We start from the raw sequence: 15,523 nt of genomic DNA on the forward strand, positions 1-15,523 counted from the left end.
TTCGCCCGCATCGCTCGCTCCATCGGGCCAAATCAACCCGACACCCCTGATCTCGCGCTGACACGCGACGGACGCCCGGCTCCACGAGCCGGCCGGCGGGCAAGTTCCCGCTGGTTTAGGCCGTCACGCCAAGCCCGGTGGCGAGGAGGGTTCGGACGGTCGCGTAGGTGGCGTCCAGGTCGACGGTGTCGGGGGCGATGCGCCATTGCTGATGGATGCCAATGAGGGTGCCCATCAAGATGGTGCTGAGTTCTTCCGCGCCGATTCCGGCGGGCAGGTCGACTAGGTCCACCCAGGACCGAACCTGGTCCCGCATCGCCTCGTGGAGGACGGCGTAACGCTGGTGCAGTGGGGAGCCGGGTTCGACGGCCTCGGCGAGGAGGGTGATGAAGAGCCTGGTCGAGGGCTGTCGCGTGAACGCCACGGCCTGCCGCAGTGCCCGGTCGAGCGCGTCCGGGCCAGGCTCGGGGGTGCCGAAGCCCGCCCGCATGGTGTCCACGACATGCTCGACGACGGCGGCCAGCAGCCCTTCCTTGTTGCCGAAGTGCCAGGGGATGGAGCCGCGGCTCACCCCCGACCGGGTGGCGATGTCCTCGAACGACGTCTGCCGGTAGCCGCGCTCGCTGAAGAGTTCGGTGGCGGCGGCCACCAGCAGGTGCCTGCTCTGCTGCGTCGTCTCGGCGCGTCGGGTGGCCATGGTCCCCCTTCTCACTCGTCCCCGTGAGTCTATCCAACAGCCATTTACATGCTGGTCGTCATATTCTATGTTGGCTAACACAGAGGACGAACGTCGCAGGGAGTGGTCATGAAGTGGGTCACGTACGAGACCGGGCACGGCGACGGGGTGGGCGTCGTCGCCGACGGGAACATCCACGCGCTGGAGCCGGGCGCCGCCCTGATCGAGCTGGTGGGACGGGGGCACGACGGGCTGCGCGCGGCGGGCGAGTGGGCGTTGAAGCGGCCGCACGAGGTGGTGCCTCTCGGTGCGGCGCGGTTGCGGGCGCCGATCCCGCGGCCCACCTCGATGCGGGACTGCCTGTGCTACCTCGACCACATGCGCAACTGCCTGCGGGTTCAGGGCGACGGGACACTCGACGATGTCTGGTATGAGATCCCGGCGCTCTACTTCGCCAACCACACGAGCGTCGTCGGCCCGTACGACGACGTGTCGATCTCGCCGGGCAGCGGCTGGTTCGACGTGGAGTTGGAGATCGCCGCGGTGATCGGACAGGGTGGGGCTGACCTGACCCCGGCCCAGGCGCAGGACCGCGTCATCGGCTACACCATCTACGCCGACTGGAGCGCGCGGGATCTGCAACTGCTGGAGAGCAGGCTCAAGATCGGGCAGGCGAAAGGCAAGGACGGCGCCACCACCCTCGGCCCGTGGCTGGTGACGCCGGACGAACTGGAGCCCTACCTGCTCGACGGAAAGCTCGCGCTGTCAGTGGAAGCCGCGGTGAACGGCGAGGTGTTCGGCTCGGGCCGCACCGACAGCGCGGACTGGTCGTTCGGGGAGGTCATCTCCTACGCCTCGCGCGGCGTGCGACTGCGACCCGGCGACGTGTTCGGCTCGGGCACGATACCGACCTGCTGCTTGCTGGAACACTTCCGCATCACCGATGTCTCGGCCTTCCGCGGCTGGCTCAAGGACGGCGACGTGGTCACGCTGCGCGTCGACGGCCTGGGCGAGACCCGGCAGACGGTGCGCGCTTCCGCGCCGCCGCACCCGCTGGCGAAACGGCCCAACCCAAACGCCAAACCGACGCGAAGGGTCAACTCCGCCCCAGCGGCCCTGCCCTACACCAAGGGGCTGCACCAGATCAGCGCGAAGGACTGGGCCTGGGTACTGCCCGACGGCGGATACGGACTCAGCAACGCCGGACTGGTCACCGGGGTGGGGGCTTCACTTCTGGTGGACACCCTGTGGGACCTGCCGATGACCACCGAGATGCTCGACGCGATGCGCCCGATCACCGACGCCCACCCGATCACCCACGCGGTGCTCACCCATTCCAACGGCGACCACGTCAACGGCAACCAACTCCTCGCCGACTCCGTGCGCATCCTCGCCGCCCAGGGCACGGCCGACGAGATGCACCACGACCTGCCACCGGAGCTGCTGGTCGGCCTGCGGGTCGCCGACCTCGGCCCGGTGCTGACCCCGTTCGTGCGCGAGCGCTTCGGGGACTTCGACTTCACCGGCATCACCGTGCGCCACCCGGACGAGACGTTCGACAAGGAACGGACCCTCGACATCGGCGGACGCGAGGTCCGGCTGCTCAACCTCGGCCCGGCGCACACCGACGCCGACACCGTCATCCACCTGCCCGACACCGGGGTCCTCTACGCGGGGGACCTGCTGTTCATCGGCTGCACCCCCATCGTGTGGAGCGGCCCGATCTCCAACTGGATCGCCGCCTGCGACACCATGATCAGCCTGGACGCACCGGTTGTGGTGCCAGGCCACGGACCCATCACCGACCCCGACGGCATCCGCACCGTCCGCGCCTACCTCACCCACATCCTCGAACAGGCCGACGCCGCCCACGCCAAGGGACTGTCCTTCAAGGAAGCAGCCGCCACAGTCGACCTGGCCGACTACGCGAAATGGCTCGACGCCGAACGCGTCGTGGTCAACATCTACCAGCGCTACCGCGAACTCGACCCGGCATCGCCAGCCATGCCACAACTCGCCCTCATGGCGATGATGGCCGAATGGCACGCCGCCCGCGGCCACGCCTGACAGCCAACCAGACCTCGCACATCGGAACAGTCCTGGTCACCGGCGAACACCGGCAAGTTGCCACAGGCGCAGGGACATCTGGTCCAGCGACTCTCCACTCCCCGAGTTCGCTCACCCGACCGAGCGAACCTCCGCCAACACCCGAACAGGAACCGGCATCATGGCGGCCATGAGCACCTCCTGGGCTGTCGTCCGAGCGCAGCCGACCGGGACCGGCGACATCGCGGGGACCTTCAGCACGCTGGAACGCGCCGAGATACTTCTCGCCGATCTCGATGACCACGTTCTGGTCCGCTGCGACGAGGAGACGGGCTTCCGGGTTGTCCACTATTGGGTCTGCCACGCTCGCGTCAGCGGGGACGACGTCCAGGTCGGGCCTCCCCATCTGCTGGTCGGCGCCGGCCGCCTGGCCCACCGCGACCACTACATCGAAGAAGTCGAAGGCGTCGAGGCCAAGGACAAGGAATCCGAACTGGACTCGGTGGTCAGCGGCCACGAAGTCCACCACTTCTTCTCCTACGCCACCAGCAGCGACCGCGCACAGGAACTCGCCGAGACCCACATCCGGGAACTGCTCACACGCGAACCCTGACCGACCAGCAGAGATCAACTCGAACACGGGCAGACGGGTGCTCGGACTCCCGCTCCCACCGCAGCGCATCGCCGACGGCAGGCGAGTTGCCGGGACCACACCGCCACCGCGACACTCAACGACGCTTACTCGCTGACGAGAAACCCCGTCGACCGCACGCCAACAAAAGCGGCACGACCGGCGGGGTTTCCTTCAGGGGCCTACCGGCCCAACCGTTGGAATCGGCGCACTGCCAGCGGTAGGAAGATCGCCGTGATCACCAGGGGCCACACGATCGACATCAGGAGGGCGTGTTGCTCGACCCAGCTGTTGCCGGTGGGGACTGGGTTGCCGAACAGGGTGCGGATCGCGTTTGCCGTTGATGACACCGGGTTCCACATGGCGATGGCGCCGAGCCAGTCGGGCATCAGGTGTGGTGGGGTGAAGACGCTGGAGATCATGCCGAAGGGGAAGGCTACGGCGAACAGGCTGCCCGCCGCCTCGACGTTGGGTACCAGCAGGCCGAGGTACACGCCGATCCAGATCAGCGCGAACCGGAGCAACAGCAGCAAACCGAACGCCGCCAGGGTGGCCAGTAGGCCGCCGTCGGAGCGCCAGCCGACGACCAGGGCGATGACGGCGAGCACCACCAGGTCGATCGTCGCGCTGATCAGGTCGGAGACGCCGCGGCCGCTGACGACGGCGGACTGGGCCATCGGCATCGAGCGGAAGCGGTCGGTGACGCCGCGTTCCTTGTCGATGGCCACCGCGTAGGCCGTGTTCATGAAGCCGAACGCCATCGTCATGGCGAACATGCCGGGCATCGCGAAGTCCTTGTAGTCGACCGCGCCGACGTCCATCGCGCTGCCGAACACGTAGACGAACAGCAGCACCGAGACGATCGGGAAGCCGAGTTGCCAAGCGAACAGCGCGGGCTGCTTGATCAGGTGGCTCAGGTCGCGGCGGACGATCGTCCCGCAGTCGGCGAGCGCCCAGTAGAGCGAGGGCCTCGATTCGATGGTGCTCATCAGGACTTGGCCCCTTCGGTCTCGGCGATCTCACTGTCTTCGGCGCGGTGCCCGGTCAGCCGCAAGAACACTTCGTCGAGCGTCGGGCGGCGCAGGCCGATGTCCTCCACCCGCACGCCCGCGTCGGCGAGCGTCCTGACTACATCGGTCAGCGCGGCGACCCGGTCGGCCACGGGCGCCTGGACGGTGCGCTGGTCGACGTCCACGGTCGGTTCCGCGGTCGCGACCCTGGCGACCACGTTCGCCGCCTTCGGCACGTCGGCGGCCTCGCGCACGACCACCTCGATGCGGTCGCCGCCGATGTCGTGTTTGAGCACGTCCGGGGTGTCGTCGGCGATCGTGCGGCCGCGGTCGATCACCGCGACGCGGTGGGCTAGTTGGTCGGCCTCCTCCAGATACTGGGTCGTCAGCAGGACCGTGGTCCCCTCCGCGACGAGTGAGCGCACCGCCTGCCAGACCTCGTTGCGGCCGCGCGGATCCAGGCCCGTGGTCGGCTCGTCGAGGAAGAGCACCTCCGGCGCGAGGATCATGCTCGCGGCGAGATCGAGGCGCCTCCGCATGCCGCCGCTGTAGTCCTTGACCGACTTCTCGGCCGCCTCGACCAGGTCGAACTGCACGAGCAGTTCCTTGGCGCGCACCCGCGCGGCCCGCCCGCCGAGGTGGAACAGGCGGCCGAACATCTCCAGGTTCTGCCGCCCGGACAGGATCTCGTCGACCGCGGCGAACTGGCCGGTGAGTCCGATGCCGCGCCGGACCAGCGCAGGCTCGCGGGCCACGTCGTGCCCGGCGACCAGCGCGCGGCCGCCGTCCATCCGCAGCAGCGTCGCCAGGATCCGCACCGCTGTCGTCTTTCCGGCACCGTTCGGACCCAACAGTCCGTGCACTTCGCCGCGCCGCACTGTCAGGTCGAGACCGTCGAGCGCGCGCTTGTCCCCAAACCGCTTTTGCAGGCCCTCCGCTTGGACGGCATACTTTCCATCAGGCATGCGTACACTGTACCCTAATTCGAGTACGGTGTACCCATAAATTTGGAGCGCGGATGACCACCACCGAACACAGCGGCAGCGGCGACCTGAACCGCAGCCTGGAGCTGCTGTGGGACTACGCGGACAAGCCTGGGCGCGGCCGCAAACCCGGCCTGACCCTGGACCGGATCGTCGCCGCGGCGGTGGCCGTCGCCGACGCGGACGGGTTGGAGGCGGTGTCGATGCGCCGCATCGCGAGCGACCTCGATGTCGGCGCGATGTCGCTGTACCGCTACATCCCGGGCAAGGCCGAACTGCTGGACCTGATGCTCGACCAGGTCTGCGCTGTCGTCCCGCCCGCGGAGCCGCCGTCGGACTGGCGCGCCGCGGTGGAGCTGATCGCGCGCGGCTCGATGGACATGTACCTGGCCCACCCGTGGATGCTGCAGGTCGACCAGGCCCGGCCGGTGCTCGGCCCGAACGCGCTCGCCGGACTGGACCTCGCGCTGTCCTGGCTCGCCGACGTGCCGTTGTCCGACCAGCAGAAGATCTGCCTGCTGGTGACCGTGGACGGATTCGTCAGCAGCACGGCTCGGACAACGGTCAACGCCCAGCGCGCGTTCGAGCGCACCGGGGTCACCGACGAGGAGTTCTGGACCGCGCAGTCCCCGATCCTGGAGAAGGCGATGGCGACCGGGACCTACCCGATGATGGCCGGGCTGGCCGACAACGCCTTCTCCCCGGAGGGGATCGATTTGTTCGACTTCGGCTTGGGCCTGCTGCTCGACGGGCTGGCGGCCTTCCTGTCACGAAGCTGAGGCCGGCAGACCTCCGACAGCGTCAACGCCGAGAGGCAGGGAGTCCTTCGGCGGCGGTCAAGCCGAGCATGGCCAGCAGGAGGGCGCAGTCGGCGGCGTCGCGGGACTGGGCGGCGACCACGTGGGCCGCGCGGAAGCGTTCGTGGGCGGTGTTCGCGGTGGTGGCGCCGCTCATGATCGGGGACGTGTGGCCCAGCTCGTTGAAGGTGTCGGGGCGGTCAGTGGACATGGGTCGCCGCCCACCGGCAGTGTTGGGACAGGTGTGCGGCGGCGTCCTGGGCTTCTTCGACGTGTCTGCGCTCGTGACGGCTGACTCTTCGGCGGAGCAGCAGGTCCGTGCACATCTCGCCGAGCAGGTCGGCCGCCGCGGCCATGGTGGTCAGCAGGGTGCGGGTCTGGGCTGGTTCGAGGTCGGCGTCGTCGGGGCCGGTGCGGATTTCGGTGTGCACGCGGCTGAGTTCGCTGAGCACCGCCACCGCCCGCGAAGAGTCTGTTGTGGTCATGGCACACGCTCCAAACAAGGGATCCCAAAAGGACTACCCGCTGTCCGGCTTGACCCAACCCCCAATCACCCGTCGTCGTCGGGGAGGCGGCTGCGGAGGTCGGCTATCTGCTTGTGGGCATCGGTCAGTTCGTCCTGGAGGCCGACGATGCGGGTGGCGGCGGCCAGGGAGTGGCCCTCGTCGAGTAGTTCGCGCAGGCGCACGGCCATGCCGAGTTGGCGGCGGGAGTAGCGGCGGTGTCCGCCGTCGGAGCGGTGGGGGCGCAGCACGCCCGCGGCGTCGAGGCTGCGCAGGAACGCTTCCTGGACGCCGAGCATGCGGGCGGCCTGGCCGGTGGTGACCGCCGGGTAGTCCTCGTCGTCGAGGTTGCCCCGACCCACCATCACGCACCTGCTTCCGGATCGCTTCGTGCAGCCAGATTATCGACAATCCGTACTTGACACAATCTACAGTCGGGACTATAGATAAATGGCAGTGGTGAGCGACCCGGTGTGGAAGAAGGTGATGCGTCTGGACAGTTCGCAGTCCCCAGCCTGGCCCCGCTGCCCCACCAGCGGCGGGGCCGTCCACAGAGTCCCTGGTCGCGTGACAAGGAGGAGGCAGTGGCCATGTTGATGCGGACCGATCCGTTCCGGGAGCTGGACCGCCTGACTCAGCAGTTCTTCGGCACCGACGGCACGACCACCCGACCGGCGCTGATGCCGATGGACGCCTACCGGTGCGGCAACGAGTACGTCGTCGCGTTCGACCTGCCCGGGGTGGCGCCGGAATCGATCGACCTCGACGTCGAGCGCAACGTGCTCACCGTGCACGCCGAACGGCGAGCCGACTTCGGTGACGACGCCGACGTGCAGGTGGCCGAGCGCCCCCGTGGCGTGTTCTCCCGACAGCTGTTCCTTGGCGACACACTGGACACCAACAAGATCCAGGCCGACTACGAGGCGGGCGTGCTGACGCTGCGCATCCCCGTCGCCGAGCAGGCCAAGCCGCGCAAGATCGCCATCAACAGCAATGGCGAACCAAGGCAGATCGACGCCTGACCCAAGCCGTGGGGTCCGACGACCCCACGGCTCAACCTCCAGACCGGCTCAGCAGCGGAGTGAGTGCCGCGACAAGCAGGTCGAACGACGCCAGAATGTCGACCTCGCCCTGTAGCAGGGCCTGGAGCTGCAGGCCGTCCATCGCCGCGATCATCAGGCGGGCGAGCGCCTCGGAGTCCACGTCCGGGACGATCTCGCCCGCGGCCTTGCGGCGGCGCGGACACCTCGATGCTCGACCAGGCGGTCCGCGACGTAACCCAGCTCCAGACCCGCCGAGTGACCCCCAGCGACTGGGACGACCACTGCTTCAGGCGGCGCGGGTTCGCAGCCAGGCCGAGGAGAAGGCCGAGCTCCCCTTCGTCTCCTACGCCGTGGTCGACGGGAACCTGATCACCGGGCAGAACCCTGGATCGGCGAAGGAGACCGCGAAGAAGGTCGCCGAGCGGCTCACGGCCGACGACTGAGGACTCCCGGCCCGGTGTTAGGTTGCCCGGGTGAGTCTCCTCGACGACGTGGCCGAACGCGACGGCTGGCGGTGCTGGGTGTGCGACGAGCCCGTCGACCCCGACATGTCGGTGAACGACGCGCGGGGGCCCAGCGTCGACAGTCGGACCGCCGACCGGAAGGCCAAGGTCGCCGAGCGGCTCGCGCATCGCGGGTGCAATACGCGCAAGGGCGCGGTCAAGGTGGTCATCGCCTGGCCGGAGCGGCTGCACGTGGTCGAGCCCGCGCCGCTGATCACCGTGGCCGGGCGGCTGGAGCGCAAGGGAGGCCGCGAGATGGTGGCCCGCTGTCCGACCAAGCAGGACGCGCAGGAGGCGGCGGACTGGCTGGTGGACCGGTTCTCCCGGCTGGTGCCGGAGCTGCCGGTGACCGCGAGCGTCGAGGCGGGCGGCGGCCAGTTCCTCGTCATCCTGGCCACCGGCCGTCGCTGACTGAGCCGCGGCTCGCCGACACAGCTCCGCTATTCACGGAGAACCGCGCCAACTTCGGACCGCACTGCACCGACGAGTGGGACGTCATGTGCTACTCCGACTCCCCGAACTACCCGACCATGCGCCACATCTGCACCGACCGGGCGCACGACGCCCGCCTCGACTGCGGGCACAACGACTACTGCCACACCAATCCGCCACCGGGCAGCTTCCTGGCGAACAACTACAACATGGCTGACAACACGTTCCTCATCGGCGGCGCGACTCCGCCGGGCAGGACCGGGCCCGTCCGTTCCGCGCTGGCGAACAAGTGCCTCGACGCCAACGGCAACGGCAGCGCCGACGGCACGAAGGTCCAGACCCGCGGACCGCGGTGGTGCTGGTGAACTTCACCAACGACTCGATCGACTCGCCGAGCGCGTACCGCACGCGGGTGCGCGACATGTAAGACCGGCCTGGATCCACTCGGGCTGGCTGCCCGCGAGCCAGCGGGTCATCGCCCCCGCGTCGGGCACCTACACCCTGGTTCCCCTGCACGCGCCCGCGTCGGTGACCGGAGGCCGGGTGCTGGAACTCCCCCGGTCGGGCAGCGAGCGGATCACCTTGGCCTACCGCGAGAACGGCAACACGATCGACACCGGCGCCGGTGAGGGTGTCCAAGTGCACCTGACCACCCAGGGCGCCTATCACCAGTCCACGCTCATCGATCCGTCGTCGGGCACCACCGGGAAGGACGACACCGACCTCAACGTCGGCGCCCGGATCACCGACGCCACCAGTGGCGTGACCATCGAGACCGTCTCGGCGACGGCGACGAGCGCGACCGTCCGGATCACCACGAACGCCGGTCAGCGCTATGTCGACAGCGGCGGCCGCTGCCTCGACGTGGAGGGGGCGAACACCGCGAACGGAACCCGGATCATCGCCTGGACGTGCACGGGGGCGACCAACCAGCGGTGGACCAGTTCCTCCGACGGCATCCTGCGCTCACTCGGCAAGTGACTCGACGCCGAGTTCGGCGGTTCGCGTGCCCTGCTGTGGGACCGCAACGGCGGCGCGAACAGCGGTGGACCTACACCGCCAACACCCTGCGCGACTCGGCGGGCCGCTGCCTGGAGGCCAGTTCCAGCACCAACGGCGCCCCGGTCGTCCTGAGCACGTGCTCCGGCAGCGCCAACCAGACCTGGACGCGCAGCGCCTGACCCCTGCTGGTGGAACGCCTGGACATCGCCAGGCCGCTCGGTGAAACGCTCGGCCGGATACTCCGGCCGAGCGTTTCGCATGAATTGGCGGGAAGTCGACAGATCAACCGCTCGTCAGCCTTTGGTCGTGGATCCGCGCCGTTCGTCCCTGGACGGCTCCCACGTCCCTTGACGGCGTCGGACGGGGCACCAGACGATGTTGGACCGCGCTGGTCTAAACCTTTACCGCGCAGTAGGTCGGCGCGTGGCCTGTCCCCTGCACATGCCCCCTTTGGAGTGTCGATGAAACACCAGCGAACCTGGCGATTAGGTACGGCGTTGTCGTTGACCCTCGGCCTGTTCCCCTTGGTCGGGGTCGGCACCGCCCACGCCGCGCCGACCACGAGCTGCGACGCCGCGGCGGCTTCCTACTCGGCGGTCCGCTCGATCGACCTGCCCCTCGACGCGAACTGGCTGGACGTCAACCCGCCGTACTCGTACGAGGGCCTCGGCCCGGTGGCAGGCGGTTTCGACCGGGTCGGGTACTGCCTGGAGCTGGTGACCACCGCGGGAACCAACTGGGTGTGGACGGCTTTCGCACCGCAGTCCGGTGATCAGGCGCTCCTCGGCCTGCCGACCCGGCGCGCGCAGGCGTTCCGCGGTCCGGTCACGGAGTTGACCGTGGCGAGCAACGTCGGTGGTGTGGTCACCGGGTCGGGCCGGACGGGCTACCTGGAGATGTGGCCGCACACCTACGCCGCAGTGTCGGCTCGCCAGGTGCCGGGCAGTTCTGCCGCACGCTTCGACGCCGACGACAGCCCGGTCGCCGAGTCCGCCTCCTACGGTTCGTTCCAGGTCTCCGATCGGGCCACCGCCACCCCGCTGCTGTCGGTCAACCGGTTCACCCGGCCGGACTCGACGCCGCTCGACGTCGGGATCGGCGCGCGTGCGACGGGTGAGCCGGACTGGACCTTCGCCGCGAACGCCGGGAGCTACACCACGCGGCGGCTGACCGTGTTCGCCCGCCCGGCCCAGCTCGCCGTAACCACCGCGCCGAAGCCGGGACAGCTGTTCCCGCGCGACCTCGCGACCAACCGCGCCACCGTGGCGGTGTCCGGCCGCACCACCACCGCGGCGGTCACCAGCGTGGAGCTGGAGGTCTGGCGGTCGGGCACCCGGACGGACCTGCTCACCACGCCGACAACCGGTACGGGAGCGGCTTTCTCGTTCAGCCCGCAGATCACCGCCGGACTGGCCGACCACCACGTCAAGCTGTTCGCGGTGAGCGCGGCGGGCCGCCGCCTCGTCGGCAGCTACACCGACGTCGTCGCGGGTGACACGTACTTCGTCACCGGCCAGTCCAACGCCGAGGCCAGGTCGTTCGCGGGCTCCTCGGCGGCAGACGAGTCGCACTGGGTCCGCGCGTTCGGTTCCGCGACGCACGATCCGACACTGTCCACAGCGGACCGCTCGTGGCACCAGGGCGTCGGCGACATCTACGTCCAGTCCGGGGCGATCGGCCAGTGGGCGACCCGGATGGCGAAGCGCATCGTCGACACCTACCAGGTGCCGGTCGCGATCATCCAGGGCGCGCACAGCGGTATGCCGATCTCGTTCTTCCAGCGCGACGACAACAACACGGTCAACCCGGCCACGAACTACGGCCGCGCGAAGGCGCGACTGACCGCGGCGGGTGTCGCGGGCAAGATCCGGGGAATCCTCTACTACCAAGGGGAATCCGAGGGTGGCAACGCCGTGACCCACACGGCCGGGTTCACCGCGCTCCACCAGGACTGGCGGGCCGACTTCGGCGGTCAGCCGAAGGTCTACGTCCACCAGGTCCGCGCGTCGGGATGCGGCCAGCTCGGGCTGGACCTGCGTGAGGCGCAACGGCAGCTTCGACACAGCCTCGGGGTGACGCTGCTGTCCACCACCGGGGTCACCCAGACCAGCGACAACTGCCACTTCCCCTACATCGGCGGCTACCAGCCGCTGGGCGACCACGACTTCGCCGTACTGGCCAAGGACCTGTACGGCGGGCCGTCGGCCGGGGTGGACGCACCCGACCCGGCGTCGGCGACCATCGACCCGACCGGCACCCGCGTGACGGTGCAGCTGCGCAACACCACCGACACGCTCACTGTCGCCCCTGGAGTCCAGCAGCACTTCTCCCTGGACGGCTCCACCGCGAGCGTGACCGCGGTGACCGCGCTGTCCGGCGGCCGCCTGCAACTCGACCTGTCAGCACCCGCGACCGGCGCGACCGGGGTGACCTACGCGGTGCTGGCCCCCAACCCGCCATGGATCACCAACGCCTCGGGCACGGGCCTGCTCGTCTTCAAGAACGTGCCGCTCATCGTCAGTGGATCGTCCTACCTGCTCACGAACCGGGCGTCGGGCAAGTCCGCCGCCGCGCCGAACCAGTCGTCGGGCGCGCAGTTGGTCCAGCTCACCACCGACTCCAGCGCCAACCAGCGCTGGGTCGCGACGCTCAACGCGGACGGGACCTACACCCTCACCAACGCCTTCAGCGGGCTCTGCGTGGATGTCACGGGAGCCTCCGGCAACCCGGGAGCCACGATCATCCAGTGGACCTGCCACGGCGGGGCCAACCAACGCTGGTGGATCACCGCGGGCGTCGGCGGCGGCCACACCCTGACCTCCGCCGCGTCACGTCTCGCCGTCACCGGAGACCCGCTCACCCAGCAGCAGGACACCGACGCCGCGACGCAACGGTGGACGCTGACCAAGATCTAGCGGAGATGGAACGGGCAGGCCCGCGGAGGGCCTGCCCGTTCCCACCGTTCCTAGAAGGGGAAGATGAACCAGTAGAAGCTCTGGGCCGCTCTGGCGCCGGAGCTGTCGGTCACCGTGACCGTCGGGTTGTAGTTCGACCAGGTGGTCGGGGTGCCGCTGATCAGCCCGGTGGTCGGGTTGACGCTCAGCCCGGCGGGCAGGCCCGTCGCGCTGAACCGGTTGCCGCCGCTGCCGCCGCTCGCGCTGAGCTGCAGGCTCACCGGACGGCCCTTGACTGTGGTCTGCGTGCCCGGGTTGGTCAGGCTGAGCGTGGACGGGCCGGGGTCTCCGCTGGTCACCGTCAGGGTGTAGGTGACCTGGCGGGTGACACCGTCGCGGGTGCCGCTGACGGTGATCGTGTGGGTTCCCACGGGCGTCGACGCCGACGTGCTGATGGTGAGGGTCGAGCTGGCGCCCACCCCGATCTTGGTCGGGTTGAAGCTCGCCGTGGCGCCGGAGGGCAGACCGCTCGCCGACAGCTCGATGTCACCGGACGGCGGGTTCGGCGTGCTGCCGACCTGCTCGTTGGCCCAGTCGCCCATGACGCCCCACAGCTTGCCGTGGGCGTTGTACGACGCGCAGTCCGTCCGCAGCCACGAGAACACCCCGTAGATCTTGCCGTTGTAGTAGTACGGGCCGCCGGAGTCACCCTGGCACAGGCCAGTGCTGCCGTCGCCGTAGCCGTCGCAGAACATGTAGCGCGCGTCGAACTGGCCGTTGATGTTCGCGCAGTTCTGGTCCGCGACCGTCGGCAGCACCGTCTCCCGCAGCAGCGCGTTCCGATTGGCGTCGTTGGCGTCGGACTTGCCGTAGCCGATCGCGGTGCCCCGGGTGCCCAGGGGCAGGCTGTCGGAGGACTTGGCGATCGCGGGCGCGACGAAGTTCGCGGGCACCGGGATGTCGGTCTTGGTGAAGATCACCGCGACGTCCCAGCCGGTGCGCCACCCGTCACTCGCGTTGTAGTTCGGGTGCGTCCGGTACTCCTCGATCTCGATGCGCGAACCGGTGTTCGTGGCGTTGAGGTCGTCGCGCCCGTAGATCAGGTACTTCGGGTCGCCCTGGGAGAACTTGCAGTGCGCCGCGATCAGCACGGCCCGCTTGCTCACGACCGAGCCGGTGCAGGACTGCTCCTGCGGCCGAGTCCCACCCGTGCGGTGCTGGGAGATGATGAACGGGTACTTCGCGACCGTCGTCGGCGTGCCGTTGACGACGCCTGGGCCGGAGCCACTGCCGCTGATCCCGGTCACGCCATCGGTCAGACCGTCGTTGATCAGCCCGGTGACCGCGTTCGCCGAGATCGTCGTGGACACCGGCGACCCCGCCCGCACCGAGCCGCTCGTCGGGCTCGCGCCCAGCGTGTAGTCGTTCGGCGGCGCCTGGCCGTTGACCTTCAGCGACACGTCGACGGCGTGGGTGGCGTCGGTGCTCTTGCCGGTCACGGTGACGGTGTAGTTCCCCGGGGTCGCCGAGGAGCCCACGCTCAGGGTCAGGCTCGACGAGTCGCCCGCGGTGACCGACGCCGGGTCGAACGCGGCGGTCACCCCCGCGGGCAGCCCGCTCGCCGACAGCGCGACGCTCTGCGCCGATCCCTTGGTGACGGTGGTGGAGACCTTGGTGGTCGCCGCGGCGCCCGGGTCGGCGCTGACCGAGGTCGGGCTCGCCGCGATGGCGAAGTCGTTCGACGGCTGGGTCGCGGTCGGCAGGTACAGCAGCTTGTTAGGCGTGCCTGGGCGGATGTTGGTCATTTTGCCCGTGGTCGCGTTGTCGACGATCCACTTCTTCAGGTCGGCGGGCGTCGAGGACGGCGCGTCGGCCAGCCGCAGCGCGAGCGCGCCGGTGACGTGCGGGGCGGCCATCGAGGTACCGGACTTCTGGCCGTAGGCGGTATTCGACGTATTGACCGCCGAATCGATGTTGCTGCCCGGGGCGAACAGGTCCATGCACGTGCCGTCGTTGGAGTCGCCCGCGCGCGAGTCCTGGCTGGTCGCGTTGCCGGTGCGGACACCGGTGTCGACCCGGCCGCCAGGGCCGTAGTCGCAGGCGTTTCCACCGTTGTTGCCGGTGATCAGTCCCCACTGCACGCCAGCGGCGATCGAGCCCTTGATCGCCTCGACGCCGATGGCCGGGTCGTCGGCGTACACGCTCATGTTCGCCACCGCGGGCTTGATCGCGTTCCGGGCGATCCAGTCCGCGGCCACGACGATGTCGCTGTCTTTGCCCGTGGACTGGCAGCCCAGGATGCGCACCGAGTGCAGCGTCGCCTTCTTCGCCACCCCGCGGGTCTTGCCGGCCACGATGCCGGACACGTGCGTGCCGTGCCCCTGCTTGGCCGAGTCGCAGTCGTCGCCGTTGTTGCTCGGGACGACGAAGTCCGCGGCGAACTTCGCGCGGCCCTCGAACTCCTGGTGGCTGTAGCGGATCCCGGTGTCGACGATGTAGACGTTGACGCCCGCGCCGCCGTGCGCGGGGTAGGTGTACTTCCGGTCCAGCGGCAGGTCGCGCTGGTCGATGCGGTCCAGCCCCCAGTTGGGCGGGTTGTCCTGGGTGTCGGCGGCGCGGGACGTTCCGGACTGCGTCACCGAGGCGACCTCGGGATTCCCGGCGAGCTTGCGCGCCTGCGCGGCACTGAGGTTCTCCACCACGAAGCCGCGCATGACCTTCTCGAGCACGTGCGTGGCCTTGCCGCCGTAGCGGCCGGTCAGGGAACTCGCCGCGGCCGCGGCGCCCGCGCCGTCCTTCAGCTTTACGATGTATACGCCGGGGACAGGGTTCTTGGCCGCGACCCTGACCTCGCCATCCGGTTCCTCGGCGAGCGCCGACGGCGCCGCTAGTGCGACGACGGCGAACGCCGCCAGCACCGACGCCAGAATTGTTCTTGATTTGCAGGGCATTGAGTACTCCTCGTTGTGCGGAGCCAGCAATGCCGAAAGCTAATCCGCGGCA

17 protein-coding genes are annotated in these 15,523 nt (G+C 69.2%); 9 read left to right on the forward strand and 8 right to left on the reverse strand.

What is annotated here, in order from left to right; all coding sequences use genetic code 11:
* Positions 1-115: 115 nt before the first annotated feature.
* On the reverse strand, positions 116-697 hold the full coding sequence (locus ACSHT8_RS11370; protein WP_436500392.1) for a TetR/AcrR family transcriptional regulator: 582 nt from the start codon (positions 695-697) through the stop codon (positions 116-118).
* A 108-nt stretch (positions 698-805) separates the two neighbouring features.
* Between ACSHT8_RS11370 and ACSHT8_RS11375 the strand changes: the two genes are divergently transcribed.
* Together ACSHT8_RS11375 and ACSHT8_RS11380 are read left to right on the forward strand one after the other, a co-directional pair.
* A complete protein-coding gene (locus ACSHT8_RS11375) occupies positions 806-2,743 on the forward strand; it encodes a fumarylacetoacetate hydrolase family protein (RefSeq protein WP_436500394.1) in 1,938 nt (645 codons plus the stop codon).
* A 169-nt stretch (positions 2,744-2,912) separates the two neighbouring features.
* Positions 2,913-3,335: a hypothetical protein gene (locus ACSHT8_RS11380; protein ID WP_436500396.1), complete on the forward strand. Its 423-nt coding sequence runs from the start codon at positions 2,913-2,915 to the stop codon at positions 3,333-3,335.
* Between the two features lie 200 nt (positions 3,336-3,535).
* Here ACSHT8_RS11380 and ACSHT8_RS11385 read toward each other — a convergent pair whose 3' ends face one another.
* Positions 3,536-4,342, reverse strand: a complete 807-nt coding sequence (locus ACSHT8_RS11385; protein ID WP_436500398.1) for an ABC transporter permease — start codon at positions 4,340-4,342, stop codon at positions 3,536-3,538.
* Positions 4,342-5,328 (reverse strand): ATP-binding cassette domain-containing protein, encoded by a 987-nt coding sequence (locus ACSHT8_RS11390; protein WP_436500400.1) that lies wholly within the window; start codon positions 5,326-5,328, stop codon positions 4,342-4,344. Before ACSHT8_RS11390 ends, ACSHT8_RS11385 begins: the two co-directional genes overlap by 1 nt.
* A gap of 53 nt (positions 5,329-5,381) precedes the next feature.
* Between ACSHT8_RS11390 and ACSHT8_RS11395 the strand changes: the two genes are divergently transcribed.
* On the forward strand, positions 5,382-6,125 hold the full coding sequence (locus ACSHT8_RS11395; RefSeq protein WP_436500402.1) for a TetR/AcrR family transcriptional regulator: 744 nt from the start codon (positions 5,382-5,384) through the stop codon (positions 6,123-6,125).
* A 22-nt stretch (positions 6,126-6,147) separates the two neighbouring features.
* On the opposite strand, the gene ACSHT8_RS11400 is transcribed toward ACSHT8_RS11395, so the two are convergent.
* From ACSHT8_RS11400 to ACSHT8_RS11410, 3 genes are all read right to left on the reverse strand, one after another.
* A complete protein-coding gene (locus ACSHT8_RS11400; RefSeq protein WP_436500403.1) occupies positions 6,148-6,354 on the reverse strand; it encodes a hypothetical protein in 207 nt (68 codons plus the stop codon).
* Complete coding sequence (locus ACSHT8_RS11405) at positions 6,344-6,628, reverse strand: hypothetical protein (protein WP_436500405.1); 285 nt, start codon at positions 6,626-6,628, stop codon at positions 6,344-6,346. The genes ACSHT8_RS11400 and ACSHT8_RS11405 overlap by 11 nt, the downstream gene beginning before the upstream one ends.
* Before the next feature lie 65 nt (positions 6,629-6,693).
* Positions 6,694-7,011, reverse strand: a complete 318-nt coding sequence (locus ACSHT8_RS11410; protein ID WP_436500406.1) for a helix-turn-helix domain-containing protein — start codon at positions 7,009-7,011, stop codon at positions 6,694-6,696.
* Positions 7,012-7,236: 225 nt separating this feature from the next.
* Between ACSHT8_RS11410 and ACSHT8_RS11415 the strand changes: the two genes are divergently transcribed.
* Complete coding sequence (locus ACSHT8_RS11415) at positions 7,237-7,668, forward strand: Hsp20/alpha crystallin family protein (RefSeq protein WP_436502043.1); 432 nt, start codon at positions 7,237-7,239, stop codon at positions 7,666-7,668.
* 31 nt (positions 7,669-7,699) lie between these two features.
* Here ACSHT8_RS11415 and ACSHT8_RS11420 read toward each other — a convergent pair whose 3' ends face one another.
* Positions 7,700-7,849 carry a hypothetical protein gene (locus ACSHT8_RS11420; protein ID WP_436500408.1) on the reverse strand — a complete coding sequence of 50 codons (150 nt, stop codon included), beginning with the start codon at positions 7,847-7,849 and terminating at the stop codon, positions 7,700-7,702.
* 313 nt (positions 7,850-8,162) lie between these two features.
* On the opposite strand from ACSHT8_RS11420, the gene ACSHT8_RS11425 reads away from it, so the two are divergent.
* The 5 genes from ACSHT8_RS11425 (at position 8,163) to ACSHT8_RS11445 (ending at position 12,541) form a co-directional block, all read left to right on the forward strand.
* Complete coding sequence (locus tag ACSHT8_RS11425) at positions 8,163-8,603, forward strand: hypothetical protein (RefSeq protein WP_436500410.1); 441 nt, start codon at positions 8,163-8,165, stop codon at positions 8,601-8,603.
* An 86-nt stretch (positions 8,604-8,689) separates the two neighbouring features.
* Positions 8,690-8,989, forward strand: coding sequence for a hypothetical protein (locus ACSHT8_RS11430; RefSeq protein ID WP_436500412.1), 300 nt, complete (start codon positions 8,690-8,692; stop codon positions 8,987-8,989).
* A gap of 178 nt (positions 8,990-9,167) precedes the next feature.
* Positions 9,168-9,605 (forward strand): ricin-type beta-trefoil lectin domain protein, encoded by a 438-nt coding sequence (locus ACSHT8_RS11435; RefSeq protein ID WP_436500414.1) that lies wholly within the window; start codon positions 9,168-9,170, stop codon positions 9,603-9,605.
* A gap of 35 nt (positions 9,606-9,640) precedes the next feature.
* A complete protein-coding gene (locus ACSHT8_RS11440) occupies positions 9,641-9,805 on the forward strand; it encodes a ricin-type beta-trefoil lectin domain protein (RefSeq protein WP_436500415.1) in 165 nt (54 codons plus the stop codon).
* 282 nt (positions 9,806-10,087) lie between these two features.
* Positions 10,088-12,541 (forward strand): RICIN domain-containing protein, encoded by a 2,454-nt coding sequence (locus ACSHT8_RS11445; RefSeq protein ID WP_436500417.1) that lies wholly within the window; start codon positions 10,088-10,090, stop codon positions 12,539-12,541.
* Between the two features lie 50 nt (positions 12,542-12,591).
* Here the strand turns inward: ACSHT8_RS11445 and ACSHT8_RS11450 are convergent, their stop codons facing one another.
* Positions 12,592-15,471 (reverse strand): S8 family serine peptidase, encoded by a 2,880-nt coding sequence (locus ACSHT8_RS11450; protein ID WP_436500419.1) that lies wholly within the window; start codon positions 15,469-15,471, stop codon positions 12,592-12,594.
* Positions 15,472-15,523: the final 52 nt, after the last annotated feature.

The organism is Actinokineospora sp. HUAS TT18, from assembly GCF_051364635.1.
Lineage (GTDB): Bacteria > Actinomycetota > Actinomycetes > Mycobacteriales > Pseudonocardiaceae > Actinokineospora.

Coding starts and splice junctions, on each gene's coding strand:
- ACSHT8_RS11370 (WP_436500392.1), bottom strand. CDS start 697: ATGGCCACCCGACGCGCCGAGACGACGCAGCAGAGCAGGCACCTGCTG.
- ACSHT8_RS11375 (WP_436500394.1), top strand. CDS start 806: ATGAAGTGGGTCACGTACGAGACCGGGCACGGCGACGGGGTGGGCGTC.
- ACSHT8_RS11380 (WP_436500396.1), top strand. CDS start 2,913: ATGAGCACCTCCTGGGCTGTCGTCCGAGCGCAGCCGACCGGGACCGGC.
- ACSHT8_RS11385 (WP_436500398.1), bottom strand. CDS start 4,342: ATGAGCACCATCGAATCGAGGCCCTCGCTCTACTGGGCGCTCGCCGAC.
- ACSHT8_RS11390 (WP_436500400.1), bottom strand. CDS start 5,328: ATGCCTGATGGAAAGTATGCCGTCCAAGCGGAGGGCCTGCAAAAGCGG.
- ACSHT8_RS11395 (WP_436500402.1), top strand. CDS start 5,382: ATGACCACCACCGAACACAGCGGCAGCGGCGACCTGAACCGCAGCCTG.
- ACSHT8_RS11400 (WP_436500403.1), bottom strand. CDS start 6,354: ATGTCCACTGACCGCCCCGACACCTTCAACGAGCTGGGCCACACGTCC.
- ACSHT8_RS11405 (WP_436500405.1), bottom strand. CDS start 6,628: ATGACCACAACAGACTCTTCGCGGGCGGTGGCGGTGCTCAGCGAACTC.
- ACSHT8_RS11410 (WP_436500406.1), bottom strand. CDS start 7,011: ATGGTGGGTCGGGGCAACCTCGACGACGAGGACTACCCGGCGGTCACC.
- ACSHT8_RS11415 (WP_436502043.1), top strand. CDS start 7,237: ATGTTGATGCGGACCGATCCGTTCCGGGAGCTGGACCGCCTGACTCAG.
- ACSHT8_RS11430 (WP_436500412.1), top strand. CDS start 8,690: ATGTGCTACTCCGACTCCCCGAACTACCCGACCATGCGCCACATCTGC.
- ACSHT8_RS11445 (WP_436500417.1), top strand. CDS start 10,088: ATGAAACACCAGCGAACCTGGCGATTAGGTACGGCGTTGTCGTTGACC.
- ACSHT8_RS11450 (WP_436500419.1), bottom strand. CDS start 15,471: ATGCCCTGCAAATCAAGAACAATTCTGGCGTCGGTGCTGGCGGCGTTC.